A 21,908-nucleotide genomic window follows, 5' to 3' on the forward strand; every position below is an offset into this window, starting at 1 on the left:
TGGCTCAGGCGGCCACGCGCTCCACGCAGGCCGGGGTGTCGTTCGCGGGCGAGTTCACCACGCGCGACACCTCGTAGGCGTCCAGGGACTCCTCGGCGCACGGCACCAGCAGCGGCAGCAGCACCGAGGCCTCCTGCGGCTCCGGACGCAGCCACACCTCCTGGGCCTCCGGCGCGAGGATGACGGGCATCCGGTCATGGATGGGCGCCATCAGCGCGTTGGGGCCAGTGGTGATGAGCGTGCAGGTGTTGAGCACCTCGCCGGTGTCGGGCGCGGTCCACTCCTCCCAGAGCCCGGCGAGCGTCAGGAGCTGCCCGTCCTTGCGGTGGAAGTGGTACGGCGTCTTCGGCTTCGTGGACTGCTTCCACTCGTACCAGCCGTCCACCACCACGAGGCAGCGGCGGCGCTTGAGCGCGGAGCGGAAGCTGGGCTTCTCCGCCACCGTCTCGCCCCGGGCGTTGATGAGCTTGTTGCCAATGGCGGGGTCCTTCGCCCACGACGGGACGAGCCCCCAGCGGAACGCATCCAGCATCCGCGCGCCATCATTGGTCACCACCGGCATCAACTGCGTGGGGCACAGGTTGAAGCGCGGCCGTTCCACGGCGGTGCGGATGCCCGCGAGGCCCAGCCCGGTGACAATCTGCTCAGGAGAGGTTCGGACGGTGACACGGCCACACATGGGCAGGGAGTATCGCCCTGGCCGGGCGATTGCCCAAGAAGACGCTTTCCGGGGCGGGCGAACAGGCAGGTGGCCGCTGCGGTAGCATGAACGGCATGAGCGAAAATTCCGGCTCCAACTTCGGCAAGCCTTCCGAGCCCAAGAAGAACCCGAAGGTGTTTGGCGTTCCGGTGAAGATCGACCCGTACACGTCGGTCCGGCCCGAGCACCCCACCGGCGAGTTCGGCATGCCGAACGCCCCGAAGAAGAAGGACGACCGGCCCTTCGACCCCTTCGCTGTCGTCATCGAGTCACCCAAAGGCGGCGGCTGATAGCGGGGTGCAGATGAAGGGAGCAGGCGGAGGTTGTTGATGGCGTAAGGAGGTGCCGCCTGCCATGTCCACTCCCCGTTCGCTCGACCTGCGCGAGCGTGTCGTCGCCGCCAGGCAAGAGGGCGAGGGCAAGAGTGCCATCGCCCGTCGCCTCATGCTCGGCCATGCCACGGTGCGTCGCTACATCGCTCGCTTCGAGGCAACCGGCAGCGTCCGTGCGCGTCCCCATGGGGGTGGGGCCCCTCGCAAGGTGGATGCGACGGGCGAAGAAGTGCCGCGGCGGCTGGTGTGCGAGCGTCCCGACGCCACCGATGAGGAGTTGGCACGCGTCGATGCGGTACGCGCCGGGTGCGCCATCAACCACACCACGGTGAATCGAGCGCTGCGGCGCATGGGGTTGACGCGTAAACGAAGTCCCGCCACGCGACCGAGCGCGACACCCAGGCCGTAGAAGCCCTGCGCTGGGCATGCGGCTGGTGGCGCCCGACACGCTCGTCGTAGTGGATGAGATGGGCAGCCGCACCGACATGACTCTCACGCATGGGCGGGCGCCGGCCGGAGAGCGCCTGATGGGCGAGGCGGTGCCGCGCAACCGCGGTTGCGTGACCACGGTACTCGGCGCGCTGACGCCCCAAGGCATCAAAGCCCATGTTGAATTCGAGAGAGGCACCAGACTGGAAACCTGGGGCCGCTTCGTCCTGGAGCACCTGGTGCCTATTCTCGAGCCTGGCCAGGTGGCCGCCTGGGACAATCTGGCCGCCATAAGCGCCGAGCGCTCATCGACGTCATCGAATCGCGCGGCGCCCGGGTCGTCTTCCTACCTCCCTATCGTCCCGGCTTCAGCCCCATCGAGCTGGCATGGAGCAAGGTCAAGGCGCTGCTGCGCAAGTGGCGGTTTCGTACCCGCTCCGCCCTGCACCAGGGCATCCAGCTCGCCCTGGCGGCAATCTCTCCAGGCGACGCAGCGGGCTGGTTCGCCCACTGCGGTGACTCCGTCGCTCATTCCATATGAGCTGCGCTATCAGTTGCCGTTGCTTCGAGCCTGGCTGGCCCTGCCCGCCGTCGAGCAGGAACCGTGCGTTCCGGTCGCGGCGTGGCCTCAAGCGCAACGAATTCGTTGCCGAGCCAGCGGCGTTTGGGCCTGGCGCCCCGGCCGCTCCCGCTGCCGGAGCCTGTCGTCCTGGAAGGAACGTTCATTCCAGCGCGAGAGCGCTGCCAAGGGGGGCGACTCAGGCCTCAGGACTCGCTGCACCCCGCGCGTTCGGCCATGTCAGACCCACCTTGTAGATAGGTCATCGTCGCACGAACGTCACTGAAGGCGTCGTGGCGCAGGGGTGGACGGGGGAGGGCGGATGTACACGTTGGCGCAGTTGCGCGAATCCAGGTTGTGTGACGCGGCGGAGTTGCTGGCCCAGCGGGGTCTGGACAACGTGCGGGCCGCGGAGCTGGCCCGTGCCACGCGGCTCTCGGTGGGCTCGCTGTACCGCTACTACGGCAGCAAGCAGGGCATCGCGAGGGCGATACGGACCCTCACCGAGCGCGACCTGTCCTATGCCTGTTTCGTCGCCTACCAGATGGCGGATGGCGACCCGCTGAGGCAGGGATTTCGCGACGTCTTCCTCGCCTTCTGGCGCGAGCTGGCGACCTGGGCGCTGTTGCAGCCCCACCTCGTGGGCTTCACCTTCCTCCACCCCCATCCAGACGCGGACACGCCGGGGGAGCATGACGGGCGGACGCGCGCGCAGGTGCTGGAGGTGCTCGAACATGGCGAGCGGGAGGGAGCCTTCCCAAAGGGGCGCACGTGGATTCACGAGTGCATGGTGTGGGGAGTCCTGGCGGAGCTCGTGCGCCGGGCGGGCCAGGGCGAGGGGATGCGTGAAGAAGACGTCCAGATTACCGGAGAGGCCCTCTGGCGGGCGCTCGCTCCGGAGGCGCCCGGCAATGAGTCACGGAAACCGGCGCCCTCCGCCTGTCGGCTGGACTACAACGGGTGCGCCATGAACCGGACTTCACTGCTCTCCCTCTGTGTCGCCGTCTCGCTCGCCGCCTGCACCGAGCGGAGCTCCAGCCCCGCTGCCGGAGTCGACTCCGGTGCCGCCGCCGCCGCGGCTGCTGCTTCCGCGCCGACTGGCAAAGCCCAGACGCCACCTCCCGCCCCGAGCACGGAGCCACAGGGCGCTGGTGGCTTGGATGCCGCGGTGCCGGGCTCGGCGACAGCAAATGCCGACTCGGGCGTGGGCGAATACACGAATGCGCCGGCTGCGGAGAAGGGCACCTGCTCCGCGGCGAAGTTGTCTCCTCGTGTGGAGCCTGCCACTCCCGCGCTGCCGGCGCCCGTGGAGTCGATGCGTCAGCGCATCGTCGCCGCCGCGGTGGCTTGTGATTACACGGCGCTCAACACGCTGGCGGACGAGAATGGCAAGGCCGTGCGGTTCACCTTCGGCGACAGCACCGACGCGGGGGAGTACTGGCGCGCTGCGGAGAAGCTGGGCAACCCGGATCTGGCCCGCATCGTCCAGGTCCTGAACCTGCCCTACGCGAAGCAGGGCAATCTCTACTTCTGGCCGGCGGTCCACGTCACCGGCGCGACGTCCGACAAGGATTGGGGTGCCGTCAAAGGCATCTATTCAGAGGCGGAGATTGCGGGGATGAAGGACCATGGGGCCTACCTTGGCCTGCGCGTGGGCATCACCCCCGAAGGCGACTGGCAGATTGCCGTCGCGGGGGATTGATCCTGACTGCAGCCCAGCGGCGGCAGACGAGCGTCGTGCCGCTCGAAACAGCAACACGGCGCGACAGCCGGACATGCCGATGAAGCCCCGTCTCCCGGGCCTCATCACGTCGGCAGCTTGATGCCAGACAGCCGCTGGAACAGCTCCACCGCGAAGCCGTCCGTCATCCCCGAGATGTAGTCCGTCACGCAGAGCAGCCGCTGGTACTTCGACAGCCGGGCCACCGCCTCGGTGATGACTTCATCCCTCGACGCGGACTCCGCCGCCGCCTCCCGGGCGAACTCCGGACGCTGGAAGAGGTCCGGTGGCAGCAACTGCCGCAGCTTCTTCTCCTCGCGGTTCGGCGTATCGGTGACGACCGCCATCGCGAACATGTCCAGCAAGCCGCCCAGCGTCTTGAAGCCCGCGCTCTCAATCTGGAGCACGCGCTCGCTCTCATAGCCGTAGCGCCGCGTCAGGTTGCGGATGGCATCCAGCGGCTTCTTCACGTCATCCCGCGCGGAGGCCAGCGGCGTCTCCCACTGCCCCTCCTCCATCGCCTCCACGTTCTCCAGGAAGACCTTCACGCACGCCTGGATGAGCTCGCCAATGGCCCGCGCTCGCGCCTGCGCCAACCGCGTCTCCAGGTGCGACGGCGGCGGGCGCACGGGCCCCGTCACGGGCCTGGGCAACACCGCGTCCAGCAGCTCACACGCATCCTTGATGGGGACCAGCCCCAGCTTCGCTGAGTCCTCCAGATCGATGACCGCGTAGCAGATGTCATCCGCCGCCTCGACGAGGAACGCCAGCGGGTGCCGGGAGAACACGCCAGGCTCGCGCTCCACCAACCCCAACGCGCGATACGTCTCCAGCGCCAGGGCCTCATCATCCTGGAAGTAACCAAACTTCTTCTCCGACACGCGCGCCTTGTCCCGCCCCCGCCCATCCGGCAGCACCGACGCGCGCGGGTACTTGCTCATCGCCCCCAGCGTCGCCGCCGTGTAGCGCAAGCCGCCCCGCCGCTCGCGCGACTGAAGCCGGTTGAGGATGCGGAAGCCCTGCGCGTTGCCTTCGAAAGACTCCAGGTCCTTCCACTGCGCCTGCGTCTCGAACGGACTCGGCCGGCCGTCCGGGGGCACCAGTCGCTGCGACACCCAATGCTGGATGGCCGCCTCGCCCGAGTGTCCGAAGGGCGGATTCCCGATGTCATGCGCCAGGCAGGCCGCCGCGACAATCGTGCCCAGATGCGAAGGGCTCACATCCACGCCACGCGCCGCCAACCCGCGCCCCGCCAGCGCCCCCAGCGAGCGCCCCACACAGGACGCCTCGATGCTGTGGGTCAACCGCGTGCGCGTGTAGTCGCTCGTGGAGAGCGGAAACACCTGCGTCTTGTCATGCAGGCAGCGGAACTCCGCGGAGAAGACGATGCGGTCATAGTCCCGGTCGTAATCGGTCCGCTCGTCCTGAAGCAGCGCGTCCATGTCGCTCGGGACGGGCGCCGGCGCCTCCGCCGGCTTCTTGTCCGAGCCCACCCGGTAACCCGACAGGAGCTGCCACCAACGCTCGGTTCGACTGCTGCTGCTCACGCCTGCCTCACTGTGCGAAGGGACCCGGCGTGACATGCTGCCCCCCTCACGCACCGAGGCAAGTTTTACCAGCCGGGCGGACGGGCCCCCGGCGCCCGTCCCATGAGACACCGCGCCGCTGGACGCCGCCCCTGCCGCCGGGCAGCCTCCCCCTCGGCGAAACCCGCCCAATCACCGGAGGCGTCCTCACGTATGAAGCTCAAGGCCCTGTGCATCACCGTGTCGCTGCTCACCCTTCCCGGCGTGGCCTCCGCACAGAGCGGGTTCGGCGCCCTCACCAAGGCAGCGGGCAACGCCGGCAAGTCCGCCGTGGAGAAGCGCGTCAACGCGAAGCTGATGGACGAAGGCCGGGCGAACCAGTGCAGCTTCAAGACGGGCACCGCCACACTCGAAGCCGGCTGCGACGCGAAGCTCAAGAAGCTGACCAACGCGCTCGTCGACGCCAAAAAGCAGCTCGTCGCCGCGGGCGTGAAGTCCTACAAGTTCGAGGTCTCCGGCCACACCGACTCCTCCGGTGACGCGGCCAAGAACAAGACGCTCAGCGAGCAGCGCGCGGAGGCCATCGTCAAGGAGCTCATCGCGCGCGGCATCCCCCGGAGCGAAATCATCGCCGTGGGCCACGGCTCCGCGAAGCCGTTGGTGAAGCCCGACGACACCGCCGCCAAGAAGGCGAAGAACCGCCGCTACGAGCTCCAGGTCCGGCTGTAGCCTTCAGCTCGCGCGAGCGCTTGAAGCCTCGGCCACCTCCTCCCGCGGCGCCGTCCGGGCCGCGGGGATGAAGCTCATCGCTCGCTCAGCCAGCGCGGTAATCGTGAGCGACGGGTTGACGCCCGGGTTGGCGGAGATGGCCGAGCCGTCCACCACGTACAGGCCCTCATGGCCGAACACGCGGTGCCGCGAGTCGATGACGCCCGTGTCCGCCGAGTCCCCCATGCAGCAGCCGCCCAGGATGTGCGCGGTCGTCGGGATGCCCAGCACCGTCTCACTGATGATGGTCATCGGATAGCCGTCCAGCTTGTCCGCCACACGCCGGGCCAGGTCGAACGCCTCCGGCATGTTGGCGCTCGGCGCCGGGCCCTCCTGAAGCGTGGTTCCCAGCCCCAACCCGGGCGAGCGCTTCATCCGCAGGTGCCCTTCCAGCGTGCGCATGTAGAGCAGGATCATCGTCCGCCGCGCGAAGTCCGGGACGAACCACGCCTTGAGGAAGCGCAGCGGGTGCCGCGCCAGCAAGCCCACCAGCCGCGTCACGCGTTGGAACACCGTGGCCCCCGACACCTGCGGCGCCATCAGCAACCGGAAGAAGCCCGAGCCCTCCGAGTAGCGCACCGGCTCCAGATGCGACTGCGCATCCGTGTGCAGGATGGAGCCGATGGCGATGCCCCGTGACAAGTCGTGCTCCTTGCGGCCGCTCACCACGCCCACCAGCGCCTCGGAGTTGGTGCGCACGCCGTCGCCCAGCCTGTCCGACAGGCGAGGCAGCCCGTCCGGGCTCGCCTTCAACTTCAACAGCAAATCCAACGTGCCCAGCACGCCCCCCGCGAAGACGACGTGCTTCGCGGTGTAGCGCACCTTCTTCCGGAAGAAGCGCCGGGCGCCGTGGAGCGCCTCGACTTCGTAGCCCCCTTCCGGCAGCGGCCGGACCCACGTGACTTCGGTGTCCGCGTGCAGCGTGAGCCCCCGCCGCTCGGCCAGGTGGAGGTAGTTCTTGTCGAGCGTGTTCTTGGCGCCGAAGCGGCACCCCAGCATGCACCCGCCACACGCGTTGCAGCCCGTCCGGTCCGGCCCCTCACCGTCGAAGTACGGGTCCTTCACGGTGACGCCCGGCTCGCCGAAGTACACGGCCACGGTGGTGGGCTGGAAGTCCGTGCGGCCCAGGTCCGCGCCCACGTCCTCCAGCACCTGGTCCGGCACGGTGCGCAGGGGATTGGGCGTGGCGCCCAGCATCCTCCGGGCGGTGGTGTAGTGCGGCGCCAGCTCCTCCTTCCACGCGGCGAGGTGCCCCCACGAGTCGGCCTGGAAGAAGTCGTCCCGGGGAATGGGGAGCGTGTTGGCATACACGAGCGAGCCGCCCCCCACGCCCACGCCCGACAGCACGGTGACGTGACGGAAGAACGTCATCTCGAACAGGCCCCGCCACCCCAACGTGGGCATCCAGAGCCAGCGCTTCAGCGCCCAGTTCGTCTTCGGGAAGTCCGGGGCGCGCAGGCGCCGCCCCTTCTCCAACACCACGACGCGGTAGCCCTTCTCGGTCAACCGGAGCGCGCTGACGCTGCCGCCGAACCCCGAGCCGATGATGAGCCAGTCGCAGTCCATGGCCACCCTGCCTCCCCTCGGCGTCCGCGCCGCGAATGCCCCGCGAGCGGCGCGGGGCGCACCCACTCTATGTCAGGCGGACGCGCCCCCTGGCGCCAGAGATTCGGGACGGGCGGCTGACACACCGCTCGCCTGCCCCTTCCAAGGCATCCAGGTGACGCGCCCCGGGGACGTCGGACACTGTCCGCTTTCCCACACCCCAGACTGCACCTTGTAAGCCTTTCTTCCGCGAAAAGCAGAGGCTCCCGGCCGCAGCCCATCCCCGAGCTGCGACGCAACGCCGTCCCCTGGAGGAGCAATGCGGATGAAGACCTGGATGCCGGTCTCGCTGTTGCTGCTGCTGAACGCCCCCCTGGCCCTTGCCGAGCCCGCCAAGGCAAAACCAGACGACAAGACTGTCTGGATTGCGATTGGCACGGACGCCATCGCACCCATGCAGGAGACCTTCGCCGCCGAAGGCTGGAGCGTGCCCACCGCCCTCTCTCAGCAGGAGCACGCGGGCGTGTTCCAAGTGAGGGAGTCCCAGTTGTCGCGGCTGGCGCTGATGATGCACGAGAAGTTCGACCGGTGCGCGGGCTTCATCACCTACGAGACGCGGGAGGAGGCCCTGGCGTCCCTGACGCCTGCCACCCCCAAGGCGACCCAGAAGGCCGTCAGCTACACCCTCACCAACGCCGCGACCGTGAACACGCTGATGGGGGCGCTGTCGGCCGCGAACATCCGCACCACCATCGCCGAGCTGTCCGCCTTCTCCACACGCAGCCAGAACTCAGACGGTGGCGTGAACGCCGCGGCCCTCATCCTGGGGAAGTGGCGGGGCTACGCCACCAGCGCGGGCCGCACGGACGTCACCGTGGCGTACCGGACGCACACGGGCTGGCGGCAGCCCTCGGTCATCCTCACCATCCCTGGCACCACGCTGCCCAACGAGGTCGTCGTGGTGGGAGGCCACCTGGACTCCATCAGCTCCACCAGCGCCGCGCCCGGCGCCGATGACGACGCGTCCGGCATCGCGACGTTCACCGAGGTCATCCGCGTCGCCATGGCCCACGACTTCCGGCCCCAGCGCACGGTGAAGTTCATGGCCTACGCCGCGGAGGAGACGGGCCTGCGCGGCTCGCGGGAGATTGCCCTGGAGCACAAGAACAACACCAACATCAGCGTCGTGGGCGTGATGCAGCTCGACATGACGAACTACAAGCACACCAACGCCACCTCGGATGTGGGCATCGTCACCGACTACACGAACGCCAGCCAGAACCAGTTCCTCCGCGACCTGATAACGACGTACGTCGGCGTGAGGTACACCAACACGAGCTGCGGCTATGGGTGCTCGGACCACGCCTCCTGGCACAACCAGGGCTTCGCCGCCTCCATCCCCTTCGAGGGGACCGTCAGTCAGAAGAACCCCAACATCCACACCCCCAGGGACACGCTGGCGAACTCCGACAGCACCGCCGCGCACGCGCTCAAGTTCTCCAAGATCGCCGCGGCCTACGTCGCGGAGCTGGCCAAGGGCACCGCCCAGTAGACAAGCCCGGGGCCCCGGCGCCCGACACGCGCCGGGGCCCTCCACCCGCGTCACCTGTTTTGGTGGGTTTACAACTTTGGCCGTATCTGGACTAGCCTGTGTGAAATGGGCTCGAATCAGACGCCGCCTCCTCGTCACGCATCCCTTCGTCGAGTCCTCGCCCTCGCGCGTCCGGAGTGGAGACTGCTCCTGCTCGGGACGGTCTTCCTCTTCATCGGGAGCGCGGGAGGCCTGCTCTTTCCCCAGGCCATCCGCGTCATCCTCGACGAGGCCTTGAGCACCGCCACGCTCAGCAAGGTGAACGACACCACCCTGTGGATGCTGGGCGTGTGTTTCATCCAGTCGGTGGCCATCGGGCTGCGCTTCTCCTTCTACAACCTCGCGGGTGAGCGCATCGTCAGCAACCTGCGGGAGCGCCTGTACCGCAGCTTGCTGGAGCAGGAGATTGCCTTCTTCGACCAGCACCGCACGGGCGGCCTCACCAGCCGGCTGTCCACGGACACCGCGCTCATCCAGGGCGCCGTCAGCACGCACATCGCCATCATGCTCCGCAACGCGACCACGCTGATTGGCGGGCTGGCGTTGCTGCTCTACACCTCGCCCAAGCTGACGCTCGTCATGCTGGCGGTCGTCCCCCCCGTGACGCTGGGGGCGCTGTTCTACGGCCGGCAGGCGCGCCAGCTCGCGCGAGACGCCCAGGCCGCGGTGGCCGAGGCCAACGAGGTCGCCGCCGAGTCGCTCTATGGCATCCACACCGTCCAGGCCTTCGTGGCCGAGGGCGCGGAGCGCCAGAGCTACGGGCGCGCCATCGGCAAGGCCCTGGCCCTGGCGCGCACGAGAATCGTCTCCTCGGGCGTCTTCATGGGCGGCACGGGCTTCACCGGCCTGGCGTCGTCCCTGCTCGTCTTCTGGTATGGCGCGCACATGGTCGTGAAGGGCGACATCACGGTGGGAGGGCTCACCTCCTTCCTGATGTACACGCTGATGGTCGTCATGGCCGTCAGCGCGCTGAGCGAGCTGTGGGCCGAGTTCATGAAGGCGGGAGGCGCCACCGAGCGCGTCTTCGAGCTCATCGACCGCGCGCCCGCCATCCCCGTCAGCGGAGGCGAGCAGCCCGCGCACCTGGAGGGCCGCCTGCGCTTCCGCGACGTCCGGTTCAGCTACCCCTCGCGCCGGGACGTGCCCGTCCTCCAGGGCCTGGACCTGGACGTCGCGCCTGGGTCCGTCGTGGCGCTGGTGGGGCACTCGGGCGCGGGCAAGTCCACGGTCGCTTCGCTGTTGATGCGCTTCTACGACCCGGAGCAAGGCGCCATCCTCCTGGATGGGATGGACCTGCGCACGCTCGACGTCCGCTGGCTCCGGCAGCACATCGGCATCGTGTCGCAGGAGCCCACGCTCTTCTCGGGGAGCATCGCCGACAACATCCGCTACGGGCGCACCAGCGCCACCGACGCGGAGGTGGAGGCCGCGGCGCGCATCGCCAATGCCCATGACTTCGTGAGCGAGTTTCCAGAAGGCTACCGCACGCGCGTGGGCGAGCGGGGCATCCAGCTCTCAGGCGGCCAGAAGCAGCGCGTCGCCATCGCCCGCGCGGTCCTCAAGGACCCGCGGCTGCTCATCCTGGACGAGGCCACCAGCGCGCTGGACTCGGAGAGCGAGCACCTGGTCAAGGAGGCCCTGGACCGGCTCATGGTGGGGCGCACCACCCTCATCATCGCCCACCGGCTCTCCACCGTGGCGGGCGTCGACCGCATCTTCGTGCTGGACCACGGCCGCGTCGTCCAGCACGGAAACCACGAGGCGCTCATCACCCAGGATGGCCTCTACAAGCGCCTCGTGGAGCGGCAGTTCATCGCCGCCTGAGCCCTCACTCCTCGCGCATGGCCATGCTGGGCGGCACGCGCGCGGCGCGCCAGGCGGGCACGTAGCCCGCCACCAACGCCACGAGCAGCAGCACGGCCGCCGTCCCGAGGAAGACGAGCGGGTCCGCGGGGCTGACCTCGAAGAGCAGCTTCGACAGGCCACGCGCCAGGACCAGCGCCAGCACGGAGCCGATGACGACCCCCAGCCCGGCGAGCCGCAGCGCCTGCTTCAGGATCAGCCAGAAGATGCTCGCCTCGCGCGCGCCCAGCGCCATGCGCACGCCAATCTCCGTCCGCCGCTGGGTGACGGAGTAGGCCATGATGCCGTAGACGCCTCCGGCCGCCAGCAGCAGCGCCACGCACGCGAAGAACCCCAGCAGCGCGGCCAGCAGGTGCCGCGAGCCGAACGACTCCGCGATGAGCGCCTCCAGGGGCCGCGGCGCGGGCGGGGGCTGCTCGGGGTCCAACGAGGCCATGGCCTCACGCAGGCCCGGCACCAGCGACGACGCCGTGGTCCCCACCCCGCCCACCGCCACCATCATCACCATCGCGTCACGCGGGGCCTGGGACAGCGGCAGGTAGAACTCCGGCACGGATGAGCGCACCTGCCCGCGCCACAGCGTCCGGACGTCCCCCACCACGCCAATGACCTCCCACGGCTCCGCGCCGCCCGCGAAGAAGCGCTTGCCCAGCGGCGACTCCCCGGGCCAGAAGCGCCGCGCCAGCGCGGAGTTGATCAACGCGACCCGGGGTGCCTCCTCCGCGTCCAACGCGTTGAAGTCGCGCCCCTCGTGCAACGGGATGCCCATGGTCCGGAAATAGCCAGGGGAGATGACGCGCTGGCTGGCCTCGGGCAACTGCCCGGGCAGCGGCTTGGGCTGACCGTCCGGGTAGATGTTCGAGCTCTGGCTGCGGCGGCTGATGGGGGGCAGGCTGGCGGCGGAGACGGCCTGCGCGCCCGGCATGGAGGACAGCCGCTCCTGCAGCGCATGGAAGAAGCGGGCGCGCTCGGCGTCCGTCGGATACCGGGTCTCCGGCAGCGTCACGTCGAAGTAGAACACGCGCTCGGCGGCGAAGCCGGGGGAGGTCCCCTGAAGCCGGTACAGGCTTCGAAGCATCAGGCTCGCGCCCACCACCAGCATCAGGGCCAGGGCCACCTCCGCCGTCACCAGGGCCGAGCGGATGCTCTTGCGGCCCACCGTGGCGCCCGCCCCCTCTCGCATCGCCTCCAGCGGGTTCTGCCGCGACATCTGGAACGCGGGCGCCAGGCCGAACACCACGCCGGTGATGGCCGACAGCGCGACGCAGAACAGCAGCGCCCCGCCATCCACCTGGATGGACTGCCACCCGGGCAGGCGCTCCGCCAGGCCGGGCGGCAGCATGGTGGCAATCATGTGCGTGCCCCACAGCGCGCCCAGGACACCCAGGCCCCCGCCCAGGAGCGACAGCAGGACGCTCTCCGTCAGCGCCTGGACCATCAGGCGTGTCGGGCTCGCCCCCAGCGCCCCGCGGATGGCCAGCTCCTTCCGCCGGGCCGCCGCGCGCGCCAGGAGCAGGCTGGCGACGTTCGCGCAGCCGATGAGCAGCACGAAGCCCACCGCGCCTCCCAGCGTGATGAGCAGCGGCCTCAAGGGCCCCAGGTAGGCCTCGCGCACGGACGTGAGCTGCACGGTGCGCTCCGAGTCCGTGTCGGGATACCGCTCGGCGAGCCGCCCCGCGAGGACCCGCAGCGCGTCCTCCGCCGTGGCCATGGTGAAGCCGGGCTTGAGGCGGCCCACCACCCGCACCTTCCGGTCCCCGCGGGCGTCCAGCTCCGCCTGCGTCGGCGCGAGCGGCACCCAGGCTTCTGCGCCTGGCGGGAAGTCGAAGCCCTTCGGCATCACGCCCACGACCGTGTAGGGCTCGCCGTCCAGCGTCACGGACTCACCCAGCACGGAGGGCGCGCCGCCGAACCGGCGCCGCCACAGCCCGTCCGAGAGCACCACCACCGCCTCACCCCCCACGCGGTCCTCTTCCTCGGAGAAGGCCCTGCCCAACGTGGGCCTCGCCTCCAGCGCGGGGAACAACGCGGCGCCAACCCGGTACGCCTGGAGCCGCTCCGGCTGCAGCGCGCCCCCCAGGTTCAAGCTCCGCGGGACAATCCCCGCCACGTGCTCGAAGACGCCCGCCTGCGCCGTCCAGTCCGCCAGCGTCGCCAGCGAGGTCTCGCTCCGCTCGACCCCCGCCTTGGGCAGCGAATCCCACACCATCACCAGACGGTCCTCATGCGGGAAACGCATGGGCTGCAGCCAGATGGAGTTGACGACACTGAAAATCGTCGTGCTCGCCCCAATCCCCAGCGCCAGCGTCAACATCGCGACCAGGGTGAACGTGGGGCTCTTGCTCAACAACCTGGCGCCAAACCGGATGTCCTGACGAATCGTATCCATGGCCCTCTCGCGCGAGAGCATGCCATGCGGCGTGTGGCTCGGCGACGCGCATCTCCACGAATGCTCACGCTGGCCGCGCAACGCATCCAAGTCCGTGAAATTTCAAGGCTAACAGACATTTCATCAAAAACATGTCTGAGCCTGGACATGGGTTCGAGGTTCGCCGTACTCTCGGAGATCCGAGCCAGGGGCATCAACTGGCGTCAGGCTCGGCGCGTGCGGCGCAGGGTACGTGCCGTTCGTGTGTTTGTTTCACCTCCCCTGGAGTTCCTCATGGTCGAGAGCAACATCGTTCTGAAGCCCGAGGTGGTGACGTTCAAGCAACTGGATCCCGCGAAGGTGGACGCGCTCCGCGGCCAGCTGAGCATGATCCTGGGCCGTGGCGACTTCGCCACGCTCTCCGCTCGCGCGGGCGCGGTCGTCGTCAAGGAGCCGCAGGATCACACCAGCCACACGTCTGACGGCTGGTTCTAGCAGGTCTCTGCTCCCCGGTTCCCATCCCAGGGCACCGGGGAGCAGGTTGTCTTGACGCAAGGACGTCCCCTCCATGCACCAGGAACTCCGCTCGGTCCAAGCCCCTGTCGTGTTTCTCCTGAATGGGATTGGAGACCGGCTCCTCGCCCTTCCCGCCCTGCGAGCCCTGAGTCAGATGTACCCGGGTCAAATCAGACTGGTGGGCGCACCAGGTGATTCAAGCCTGTTCTTCTATCAAGAACTCGGGCTCATGAAGGTTCACGAGGTGCGGGCGACGACGCAGGGCACGGAGCGAAGCATCGACGCGGAGACGCTCCAGCAGGCGGTCGGCACCTGCGACCTGTTCATCTGTTTCAATACCTGGCATGCGACGGGTGTCTCGGCGCTGCTCGAGGGGTTTCCGCCGACCACCGAAACGGTGGGCCTGTATCGCCGTTACAAGCAGTGGGTCCGGGGTGAGGAGACCCAGCACATGTTGGACCGGCTCTTCGCGCTGGCGCAGCGGCTGGTCCCCACCCTGCGGCTGGAGGACTTCGCCCAGGCCCCCGTGCTGACGGCCGAGACCACCGCGGCGGCCAGGAGCTTTCGCGACAGCGTCCCCAAGGGGGCCCGGGTGCTCGCGCTCCACACAGAGACGGGCTCCCGGAAGCAGTGGCCCGTCGCCCGCTACCGCGCCGTGCTGGATGCCTTCCTCGAACGTCATCCCGAATGGCTGGTGCTCAACGTGGACTACGGCGCCACGGAGCTGGAGCCCATGGTCCACGGGAACCGCGTGCTCGCCGCGCAAGGCGCGCCGCTCGAGGCCGCCATGGCGCTGCTGGGCGCATGCGACGGCTTCCTCGGTATCGACTCGTGCATGCTGCACGCGGCGGACTTCTTCCGGCTCCCGTCCGTGGGCCTGTTCGGACCGACGTCCCCCTCGCAGTGGGGCTTCCGGCTCACCCCGGCCTTCCGCGAGCTCACCGGGAACGGGAGCATGGACGACCTCACCGAGGACGCGGTCCTCGGTGCGCTCACGGACCTGGCCGCCGGCCGGCTGCGCCCCGCCTGAGCGGCGGCGAGGGCGCAGGCCCCGGCGCAATCACCCGCTCTGCACGCTCAGCAGCGGCGGCGGGGCCTCCAGCGCGTCCCCCTCCGACAGGCCATTGGCCATCTTCACCAGCGCGGCGTCCATGCCCGGCATCATCCGCAGCAGGGGGATGGGGTCCTCCACGAGCTTGCGCAGGACCCACTCCACGACCGCCAAGGTCTGCAGGCACTCCTCGGAGGCATGCGGGCGCGGCGTCGCGTCTCCGGTCCGGGCGTAGTCCAGCACGGGCAGCACGCCGCAGTAGGGATTGAAGGCGCACTCGCGGCACTCCGGGTCGCGATCCCTCAACGACAGGTTCATGGAGCGGAACGTGGCCTTGTTCCGGATGAGCGCGTCATAGGTCGTGTCCTTCACATTGCCCAGCCCGAACTCCGAGCGCATCGAGCGGGCTTCGTCCGACGGCAGGATTTCGCCATCGTGGTCATAGGTGATGGCCGAGCCGAAGTCTCCGACGGGGTTGCGCCAGTCCACGAAGCCCGTGTCCGTGTTTTGGAGAATCTTGGCCAGCACGACGCGGACCACCCGCTCGGAGTAGTTCTCGTTCTCCCGGCGGTTCTTCTCGTAGATGTAGTCGAGCGCGTCCAGGTAGTAGCGGAGGAAGTCCTGGATGTCGAAGGGCAGCTTCTCCTTGCGCGCGTTGCCCAGGGCCTTGAGCTTCAGGATGGCGAGGTCCTTGAAACCCTCCCCATGGTAGAAGTCGATGGTGCGCCGCAGCTCCTTCGCGTTGGACGCACCCACCACGCACAGGGGCGACGCGCTGAGCACCCCGGGGTAGCGGTCACGGAAGTGCGCCAGCCGCTCCATGACCTTGCGATAGCTGCCCGCCCCGCTCCGCGTGACGCGGAAGGAGTCGTGGATGTCCTCGGGGCCGTTCAACGAATACGACACGTTGATGCGGTTCTCCTTGCAGTACGCGATGTGCTCGTCGGTGGCGACCATGAGGTTGCTCACCACGGAGAAGCGCAGCCGCTTGCCCACGGCCTCGTTCTGCCTGCGGGCCTCGGCGACGAAGTACTTCATGCCCTCGAAGTTCAGGAAGGGCTCACCGCCCTGGAACTCGAAGCCGAGGAAAGGGGCCGGAGAGCCGAGCGCGAAGCGGATGATGGCGTCCGCGACGTCGGGCTGCATGTCGAAGCGCTTGGACTCCGCGGAGATGCTCTCCGGGTTCATGTGGCAGTAGGTGCAGTTGAGGTTGCACCGCTTCGACAGCACGATGATGTGGAGCCCCGGCCCCGCGTAGGTCCGGTCATGCCAGAGCTTGAGGTCCTCCATCACCCGCGAGGAGTTCCGCGCGGTGATGACGTGGCTGGTGTGCTCGAGCCGCTCGAACAGGGCCTCGTCCATGGAGATTTCGTCGAGCTGGGCATTCTCCGCCGCGGACAGGAGCTGCATGGCGCCCGTCCGGGACAGCCGCACGAAGTGGTCGGGGCCCACCTGCTTCGCGGGGAAGAAGTTGGGCAGCCACTCGTCGCGATAACGCAACCCAGGGACTCTCATGAGGCAGCTCCGACGTGCTGGGGGTAGCCGGCCGCGAGCACAGCCGCCTCGCGCCAGTCCATGTAGATCTCCGCGTGGTTCACCACAGGGCCGCTGGCGGCCACGCGCGAGAAGTGGTTCTTCATCCAGGCCTCGAAGGCCTGGTCCATGTCCGCGTCCGCGACCCGCTCGATGAGCGGGTGCTGCTCGCTCAGGGCCACGGCCATCTGCGCCAGGAGCGCGCGCCCCTCGGGCGTGGGGCGCTCGAAGTCCAGGAGGGTGCGGAAGGACAGCAGGTTGCAGCGGTGCGACTTGAGCAACTGGAAGCGCCACTCCCGCTGCTGGAACTCGGGCCTGTCCAGCGCCAGCAGGCGGAGCCGGTTCACCGCCAGGAAGGAGTGCAGCCCCAGGTGCAGGCCCCGGAGGGGGCGCGGGTCGGTCCGGTAGGCGGAGACGAACTCGGGACGCGAGTCATCCCACCGCCCGAAGACGCGGGGGTCGAGCAGCAGGTACATGCGCTCGTGCTGCAGTTCGTGGACCAGGTCCTCCGCGTGCTCCAGGCCGTTCGCCACCCGCGTCAGGAAGACGGGCGTGCCGGCCCCATACGAGGACGAGCAGCGCACGCTGCGGTTCTCCGGCCCCCCCATGTCGACGAGCGCGGGGAGCAGCACGCGGGCCCAGTCCAGCACCTCCGGCCACAGCTCCCCGAGGATGTGGAACGCCTCCTCCGCGCTGCGCAGCAGGGGCATGGGCCGCCAGGTGCCGCTGCTCCCGTCATCCGGGATGCCCGCGCGCTCTCTCCGGCCGGTGATGCCGAGCAGCTCGCTGTCTTCCAGCACCGGCACCTTCCAGGACTCCGACCAGGGGAGCGGCTGGAGGCGCACGGGCGCATCCACCGTCAACGGCAGCGGGATGCGGAGCCCGGGGCCCGCCTCCCCCTCGGCGGTGACCAGGCACTGGGCGCCCGAGAAGTGCCACGTGATGCGCCCCTCGCCGGGGACGCGCACGTCGAGCTGCTCACCCCGGGGCAGGCAGTAGAGCGCCCGCGGCGTCACGAAGAAGGCCTCGCCGTGGCTGACCTCTCCCCGCAGCCGCTGGACGATGAGCAGGGACGCCAGGTTGCCCAGCAGGTGCTGCAACGCGCTGGGGCTGATGGCGGCGGGCCCCAGCAGACGTCCGAGCAGCACCGGCGTACTCCAGTGCTCCAGGAACTCCCGCGCCAGCGCCGGCGCGCGCTCGACCAGCTCAAAGGCCTCGGAGAGCAGCGACTGGAGCTCCGTGGCACATCCCCCCAGCTTCCCGAGCCGCTCCGGCTGCTGGACCCAACCGATGAGCAGGTCGAGCTGCCCCATCTGCTGCGTCCGCAGCAGCTCGCGCGCCGAGGCCTCTGTCTCGGGAGACAACGGCGTCGGGAACGTGAAGGCCTCTTGGAATTGCATCAGTGACTCCAGTCGAGCACCAACGGAGACTCGTGCGTCAGGTGGGACAGGAACGTGAAGATGGCGGACTGGACGTCGTCGGGAGGCAGGGAGAGGGCCTCGCTCACGTCGCCCACCATCTCGGAGACCGTGCGGCCGTCGCATTGGTCCAGCAGGAGCGCCTCGAGCGTGGACAGCGGCTGATAGCGGATGCCCGCCGCGCTCGCGTAACAGAGCACCTCGGCGGTCTCCGGTGACGGCTCGCGCGCGTCGAGCAGCCGCGCCAGGTCTCGCGTGACACGCAGGTGGTAGGGGCCCAACACCGGGCGGCGCTGGGTGAGGCTGTCGCGCAGCACCGACAGGTGGCTCGCGCGGAGCGCCTCGGTGCGCTCGTCGCGGCGGGCCAGCTCCTTCAGCCGGCGTGACATGCATTGCAGGTGGAACAGCCCCCGGTCCAGCCAATGGCAGGCGGCCAGGTCCTCCCGCTGCGCGTCGGTGAGCGCCGGCTCGCCCTGGAGCAGCGCCTCCACCGCGGCGAAGTAGCCAGCGTCCAGGTCGGCGGGCTCGGCGACCTTCGACGGGAGGAGCGCCACGAGCCGCGCCGCGAGCGCGAAGGCCTTTCCCTCCACGAGGTAGCGGAGCGTCCGGGGCGCCAGGACCGCCGCCGGGGTCTTGTTGACGGACGCCTGGCACCGCTCCAGCAGGTAGCTCAGGTCGCGCGTGGAGGCGCGCAGCACCTCCCGGATGGCCTCGAAGGGCTCCAGCCACCGCGCGAGGTCATTGTCTCCCCATCCCCAGCGCTGATTGGGTTTGCTGGGGTGATAGCCCGTGAAGAAGGTCGTCAACAGCGCCTGGGGACGCCGCTGCCCCCGCGCCGGCTCGAACCGGCGGCCGGGCTGGAACAGCGCGCAGCGCTCCAGGTCGTGCTGCGCGTAGACGAGCCGATACGGGGGCTTCCAGGGCAGGAGCGCCGCGCCCTGCGCGCGCGTCACCGCGGCGGCCATCCAATGCGCCCGGTCCACGGGATAGCGCTCCAGGCGGTCCTCCCGCGGCCGCCCCGCCATGGACAGCGTCCCACCGCAGGTGGCGATGCGCGCGGGCTTCAACCACTCACACAGCGCGAGCGCGCCCACCGGGTCCAGTTGATTCCAGAACCCCTGCCACTGGACCGAGGCCCCCGTGGGGACGAAGGCCACGTCCACCCGGCCCCGGAAGGGCTCCAGCGCCTCGCGGGTCCGGGGTGAATCCGTCACATCCACCGCGTCCAACGCCAGCACGTCCGGCGTCTCCAGCAGCAAGGCGCATTGCTCTTCGCCCTCCCCCGAGCATTGCGCGGGCAGGGCGTGGATGCGCACGTCCTCGCCCAACTCGATGACGTCCCCCTCCAGGTACGGGTGGAGGTTGCGGAAGCCCAGCGCGGTGAGAATCTCTCGCGCGCTGGAGCCGGGCGCACCGCCTGGCTTCGGCCTGTCGAGGAAATACAGGGCGACATCCTCGCGCAGGCCCAACAGGCTGGGCGGATGGAGATGGTCGTCGTGCGCGTGGGAGAAGAAGACCGCGTTGACCGACGCCAGGTCATCGAAGAACCACGCGGGGCACGCGGGCTGCCGGAAATCCAGCTCCCGTGAGACGAGCACCGGGTCGATGAGAATCCTCAGGGGACCGCGGTGAATGGCAAAGGACGTGTGCCCCAGATGCTCGATGAAAGTCCGCACAGCCCGCCCATTCCGAATATCGAGAACTGAACGTATCAATCCGTGTCCCTCAGCGTCAATTCCAGGCCACGGGAGGGAGGCTCAGCGCGCGCGGAGGGTTTCGGACGTGCGATGGGTGGCCAGATAGGCCTTGGCTTCAATCAGCGGCGCCCCCGTCAACCCCAGCTTGACGTGCGCGAGCCGCTTGTCGAAGACACTCTCACGCACGGCCGAGCCAGCCGGGAGCTGGATTTGGGTGCGCCCCGGCCAGGCGAGCAGCGCGTCACGGCGCGCGGGTGCGCAGAGTCCCCGCGTCACGAGCGCGTCGAGCAGGAGCTGCCACCGGGGCTCCTCGGAGGGCTGCGCGCGCCCCTGGAACGAGCACTCGAGCCCCAGCGTCGGCAGCAACCGCGGCGACAGGTCCAGGTTGAGCATGAAGCGGTTGACGCCGAGCGGAAGCACCCACGCGAGGGTGTCTCGAAGCTGCTGAAAGTCACCTGGCCACGCCACGGCTTCCAGGTAGGACACGATGCGCTCTGGCGGCACGTTCTTCAGCGTGAAACGCAGGTTCTTGCTCCGGCGAGACATCATCACGCAGGCCGCGTAGAGGTGCGCGCCGGGAGGCAGCGCGTTGATACAGACATCCATCTCCCGCTGAAGCTCGGGTGTGAGCGGCGCGTCATCGCCTCGCAGGAGCGGGAGCCCCGCGTGGAGCGTCGCACGGTAGGTCTCCGACTTCTGCCTGTGCAGGGCCTCGCTGACGGCGACAGGCTGGTCCCGGGTGCAGAGGAAGACGATGGGCAGCGGCGGCGAGGCGACGGGCGCGTCCAGGTCGAACTCCAGCCAGAACGCGTCGACCTCCCTGTCGAGCAGCCCGTCCGGCTCGGACCACCCGCGCGCGAAGTCACGAATGCGCCGCCACTCGGGCGCGTCGAACAAGGGCGCTGGCAGCGAAGCGTGGGGATGCTCGCCAGCGAGCAGCGCCTGGCCGTCGTGCTTGATGCCCAGGATGAAGTCCACGCGCGGCGTGCCCTCCAGCAGCCGGACCTCGAACCCGCCATCGCCCTCCAGCGCCGCGGGCAGCCATTCGCCCAGCGCGAGCAGGCGCTCCCGAGCCTCGGGCGCGAACAACGCGGGCGGATAATCCTTGTCGAAGGCCGCCAGCGTCTCCTTCCAGGTGCCCGACCGGGCCGGCAGCGCCCCCGGGAGGAAGTTGTCGGTCCGGTCCGCCGCGATGCGCGCGATTCGGGCGTAACGCGCCAGCGCTTCGACACACAGCGCCGCGGACGCCTCGAGCGAGCCGTAGACGACCTCTCCGGACTCGTACAGCGGGGCCACCGGCCAGAGCCCCTCCTCGCTCTGCACGCCCAGCAGCACGGACGCCATGGCATCCAGCGTCCGCTCGAAGAGGTTGACGTCCGTGGGGCGCCCCAGGTTCATCAGCGCGCTCATCGCCAGGGCGATGTTCACCGCGCCGAGCACCTCGCCCTTCTCCCAGAGCGTGATGAGCTCGTTCCGGAGCGGGACTGCGAGCTGCCAGTGGTCCCCCGCGCTGCGCACCCAACGCGTCAGCAGGTAGCCCAGCAGGAAGGGCGAAGCAGCGGGCTGACCGCCCGTGCAGCCCAGCAGCCCCCGGGCGCGAAGCTGCTCGGAGACCCACGCGGCGCGCTCCGGCAGCGCCCGCCCTTCGTGCGCCGCCAGGAGCAGGAGGTCCGCGTTCGTGGCGACGTCCTCGCCAGCCGCGACGCCGTCGCTGGACAGGAGCGCCTCCAGCGAGGAAGGCGCGTCCAGCGTGACGTTCCATTGGCGGAGCGCCACCAGCGCACGCGCCGACTCTCCCGTCGCAGGCGCGACCGCATCCGGTGAGAAGCGCCAGAGGCCCGTCGAGGCGCGGCTGGCGCGCAACCGCTCCACACAGGAAAACACCAGCTCGTGCCAGAGCCCCTTGGACTCACCCAGCGAGAGGAGGACCAGCGTGGCCGCCGCCGGAGAGTCCACCACGCCCACGCCCGCCCCCGTGGAGGCCAACAACTCCGCCGCGGGAAGCTGTTCCAGGGCGGCGTTCGCCGCGGCAATGGCCTCGTCCAGCAGCGCTTGCGTGGGCCGGATGGGCGTTCCTGGAATCTGGACAGACACGGGCTTCCTCCGAGCAACGCTGGCGAATGAATGCAAAGCGTGCCCGAGCGAGAAGCTCAGGGTCAATCACCTCTCCGAGCAATCATGTGAAATCAATTTAGACCCCCACTCCATGTAAAAACGCGAATTCCTCCATTCGTATTGACACATCCATCAACACCGCGGTGCCGGCGCGACAACCAGCGCGCCGGCACCATG

Annotated in this window: 17 protein-coding genes; 9 read left to right on the plus strand and 8 right to left on the minus strand. The window is 69.2% G+C overall.

The window, feature by feature from the left end:
• Positions 1-4: 4 nt before the first annotated feature.
• Positions 5-679, minus strand: a complete 675-nt coding sequence (locus MYMAC_RS25440) for an SOS response-associated peptidase (RefSeq protein WP_095959968.1) — start codon at positions 677-679, stop codon at positions 5-7.
• Between the two features lie 95 nt (positions 680-774).
• Between MYMAC_RS25440 and MYMAC_RS25445 the strand changes: the two genes are divergently transcribed.
• The 4 genes from MYMAC_RS25445 (at position 775) to MYMAC_RS37990 (ending at position 3,722) form a co-directional block, all read left to right on the plus strand.
• On the plus strand, positions 775-990 hold the full coding sequence (locus MYMAC_RS25445) for a hypothetical protein (RefSeq protein WP_043711930.1): 216 nt from the start codon (positions 775-777) through the stop codon (positions 988-990).
• 64 nt (positions 991-1,054) lie between these two features.
• Positions 1,055-1,441, plus strand: a complete 387-nt coding sequence (locus MYMAC_RS25450; RefSeq protein WP_095959969.1) for a helix-turn-helix domain-containing protein — start codon at positions 1,055-1,057, stop codon at positions 1,439-1,441.
• Positions 1,442-1,732: 291 nt separating this feature from the next.
• A complete protein-coding gene (locus tag MYMAC_RS38735; protein WP_420810051.1) occupies positions 1,733-2,002 on the plus strand; it encodes a transposase in 270 nt (89 codons plus the stop codon).
• Between the two features lie 340 nt (positions 2,003-2,342).
• Positions 2,343-3,722, plus strand: coding sequence for a TetR/AcrR family transcriptional regulator (locus MYMAC_RS37990; RefSeq protein WP_013941724.1), 1,380 nt, complete (start codon positions 2,343-2,345; stop codon positions 3,720-3,722).
• 104 nt (positions 3,723-3,826) lie between these two features.
• Here MYMAC_RS37990 and dgt read toward each other — a convergent pair whose 3' ends face one another.
• Positions 3,827-5,233: a dGTP triphosphohydrolase gene (dgt, locus tag MYMAC_RS25470; protein WP_095959970.1), complete on the minus strand. Its 1,407-nt coding sequence runs from the start codon at positions 5,231-5,233 to the stop codon at positions 3,827-3,829.
• Between the two features lie 246 nt (positions 5,234-5,479).
• Here dgt and MYMAC_RS25475 point away from each other — a divergent pair, with 246 nt between their 5' ends.
• Positions 5,480-5,995, plus strand: coding sequence for an OmpA family protein (locus MYMAC_RS25475; RefSeq protein ID WP_095959971.1), 516 nt, complete (start codon positions 5,480-5,482; stop codon positions 5,993-5,995).
• Between the two features lie 3 nt (positions 5,996-5,998).
• Here MYMAC_RS25475 and MYMAC_RS25480 read toward each other — a convergent pair whose 3' ends face one another.
• Positions 5,999-7,600 (minus strand): GMC family oxidoreductase, encoded by a 1,602-nt coding sequence (locus tag MYMAC_RS25480; protein WP_095961681.1) that lies wholly within the window; start codon positions 7,598-7,600, stop codon positions 5,999-6,001.
• 304 nt (positions 7,601-7,904) lie between these two features.
• Here MYMAC_RS25480 and MYMAC_RS25485 point away from each other — a divergent pair, with 304 nt between their 5' ends.
• Both MYMAC_RS25485 and MYMAC_RS25490 read left to right on the plus strand, forming a co-directional pair.
• Positions 7,905-9,131 (plus strand): M20/M25/M40 family metallo-hydrolase, encoded by a 1,227-nt coding sequence (locus MYMAC_RS25485; protein WP_013941728.1) that lies wholly within the window; start codon positions 7,905-7,907, stop codon positions 9,129-9,131.
• Between the two features lie 105 nt (positions 9,132-9,236).
• The gene (locus MYMAC_RS25490; RefSeq protein ID WP_095959972.1) at positions 9,237-10,994 is read left to right on the plus strand and encodes an ABC transporter ATP-binding protein; all 1,758 of its coding nucleotides are present in this window, start codon (positions 9,237-9,239) and stop codon (positions 10,992-10,994) included.
• Positions 10,995-10,998: 4 nt separating this feature from the next.
• On the opposite strand, the gene MYMAC_RS25495 is transcribed toward MYMAC_RS25490, so the two are convergent.
• Positions 10,999-13,422 carry an ABC transporter permease gene (locus MYMAC_RS25495; RefSeq protein ID WP_095961682.1) on the minus strand — a complete coding sequence of 808 codons (2,424 nt, stop codon included), beginning with the start codon at positions 13,420-13,422 and terminating at the stop codon, positions 10,999-11,001.
• Between the two features lie 273 nt (positions 13,423-13,695).
• Here MYMAC_RS25495 and MYMAC_RS25500 point away from each other — a divergent pair, with 273 nt between their 5' ends.
• Positions 13,696-13,896, plus strand: a complete 201-nt coding sequence (locus MYMAC_RS25500) for a hypothetical protein (protein WP_013941731.1) — start codon at positions 13,696-13,698, stop codon at positions 13,894-13,896.
• Positions 13,897-14,146: 250 nt separating this feature from the next.
• Positions 14,147-14,947 (plus strand): glycosyltransferase family 9 protein, encoded by an 801-nt coding sequence (locus MYMAC_RS25505; protein WP_013941732.1) that lies wholly within the window; start codon positions 14,147-14,149, stop codon positions 14,945-14,947.
• 30 nt (positions 14,948-14,977) lie between these two features.
• Here MYMAC_RS25505 and MYMAC_RS25510 read toward each other — a convergent pair whose 3' ends face one another.
• The 4 genes from MYMAC_RS25510 to MYMAC_RS25525 form a co-directional block, all read right to left on the minus strand.
• Positions 14,978-16,483: a radical SAM protein gene (locus tag MYMAC_RS25510; RefSeq protein ID WP_095959973.1), complete on the minus strand. Its 1,506-nt coding sequence runs from the start codon at positions 16,481-16,483 to the stop codon at positions 14,978-14,980.
• Positions 16,480-17,901 (minus strand): aKG-HExxH-type peptide beta-hydroxylase, encoded by a 1,422-nt coding sequence (locus tag MYMAC_RS25515; protein WP_095959974.1) that lies wholly within the window; start codon positions 17,899-17,901, stop codon positions 16,480-16,482. The genes MYMAC_RS25510 and MYMAC_RS25515 overlap by 4 nt, the downstream gene beginning before the upstream one ends.
• Positions 17,901-19,595, minus strand: coding sequence for an MBL fold metallo-hydrolase (locus MYMAC_RS25520; protein ID WP_095959975.1), 1,695 nt, complete (start codon positions 19,593-19,595; stop codon positions 17,901-17,903). Before MYMAC_RS25520 ends, MYMAC_RS25515 begins: the two co-directional genes overlap by 1 nt.
• Positions 19,596-19,676: 81 nt before the next feature.
• Positions 19,677-21,710, minus strand: coding sequence for a hypothetical protein (locus MYMAC_RS25525; protein ID WP_239989011.1), 2,034 nt, complete (start codon positions 21,708-21,710; stop codon positions 19,677-19,679).
• Between the last annotated feature and the right edge of the window lie 198 nt (positions 21,711-21,908).

Origin of the sequence: Corallococcus macrosporus DSM 14697 (assembly GCF_002305895.1) — a bacterium.
GTDB classification, from domain to species: Bacteria; Myxococcota; Myxococcia; order Myxococcales; family Myxococcaceae; genus Myxococcus; species Myxococcus macrosporus.

Coding starts and splice junctions, on each gene's coding strand:
- MYMAC_RS25495 (WP_095961682.1), bottom strand. CDS start 13,422: ATGGATACGATTCGTCAGGACATCCGGTTTGGCGCCAGGTTGTTGAGC.
- MYMAC_RS25510 (WP_095959973.1), bottom strand. CDS start 16,483: ATGAGAGTCCCTGGGTTGCGTTATCGCGACGAGTGGCTGCCCAACTTC.
- MYMAC_RS25485 (WP_013941728.1), top strand. CDS start 7,905: ATGAAGACCTGGATGCCGGTCTCGCTGTTGCTGCTGCTGAACGCCCCC.
- MYMAC_RS25445 (WP_043711930.1), top strand. CDS start 775: ATGAGCGAAAATTCCGGCTCCAACTTCGGCAAGCCTTCCGAGCCCAAG.
- MYMAC_RS25440 (WP_095959968.1), bottom strand. CDS start 679: ATGTGTGGCCGTGTCACCGTCCGAACCTCTCCTGAGCAGATTGTCACC.
- MYMAC_RS25505 (WP_013941732.1), top strand. CDS start 14,147: ATGAAGGTTCACGAGGTGCGGGCGACGACGCAGGGCACGGAGCGAAGC.
- MYMAC_RS25450 (WP_095959969.1), top strand. CDS start 1,055: ATGTCCACTCCCCGTTCGCTCGACCTGCGCGAGCGTGTCGTCGCCGCC.
- MYMAC_RS37990 (WP_013941724.1), top strand. CDS start 2,343: ATGTACACGTTGGCGCAGTTGCGCGAATCCAGGTTGTGTGACGCGGCG.
- MYMAC_RS25515 (WP_095959974.1), bottom strand. CDS start 17,901: ATGCAATTCCAAGAGGCCTTCACGTTCCCGACGCCGTTGTCTCCCGAG.
- MYMAC_RS25480 (WP_095961681.1), bottom strand. CDS start 7,600: ATGGACTGCGACTGGCTCATCATCGGCTCGGGGTTCGGCGGCAGCGTC.
- MYMAC_RS25500 (WP_013941731.1), top strand. CDS start 13,696: ATGGTCGAGAGCAACATCGTTCTGAAGCCCGAGGTGGTGACGTTCAAG.
- MYMAC_RS25475 (WP_095959971.1), top strand. CDS start 5,480: ATGAAGCTCAAGGCCCTGTGCATCACCGTGTCGCTGCTCACCCTTCCC.
- MYMAC_RS25490 (WP_095959972.1), top strand. CDS start 9,237: ATGGGCTCGAATCAGACGCCGCCTCCTCGTCACGCATCCCTTCGTCGA.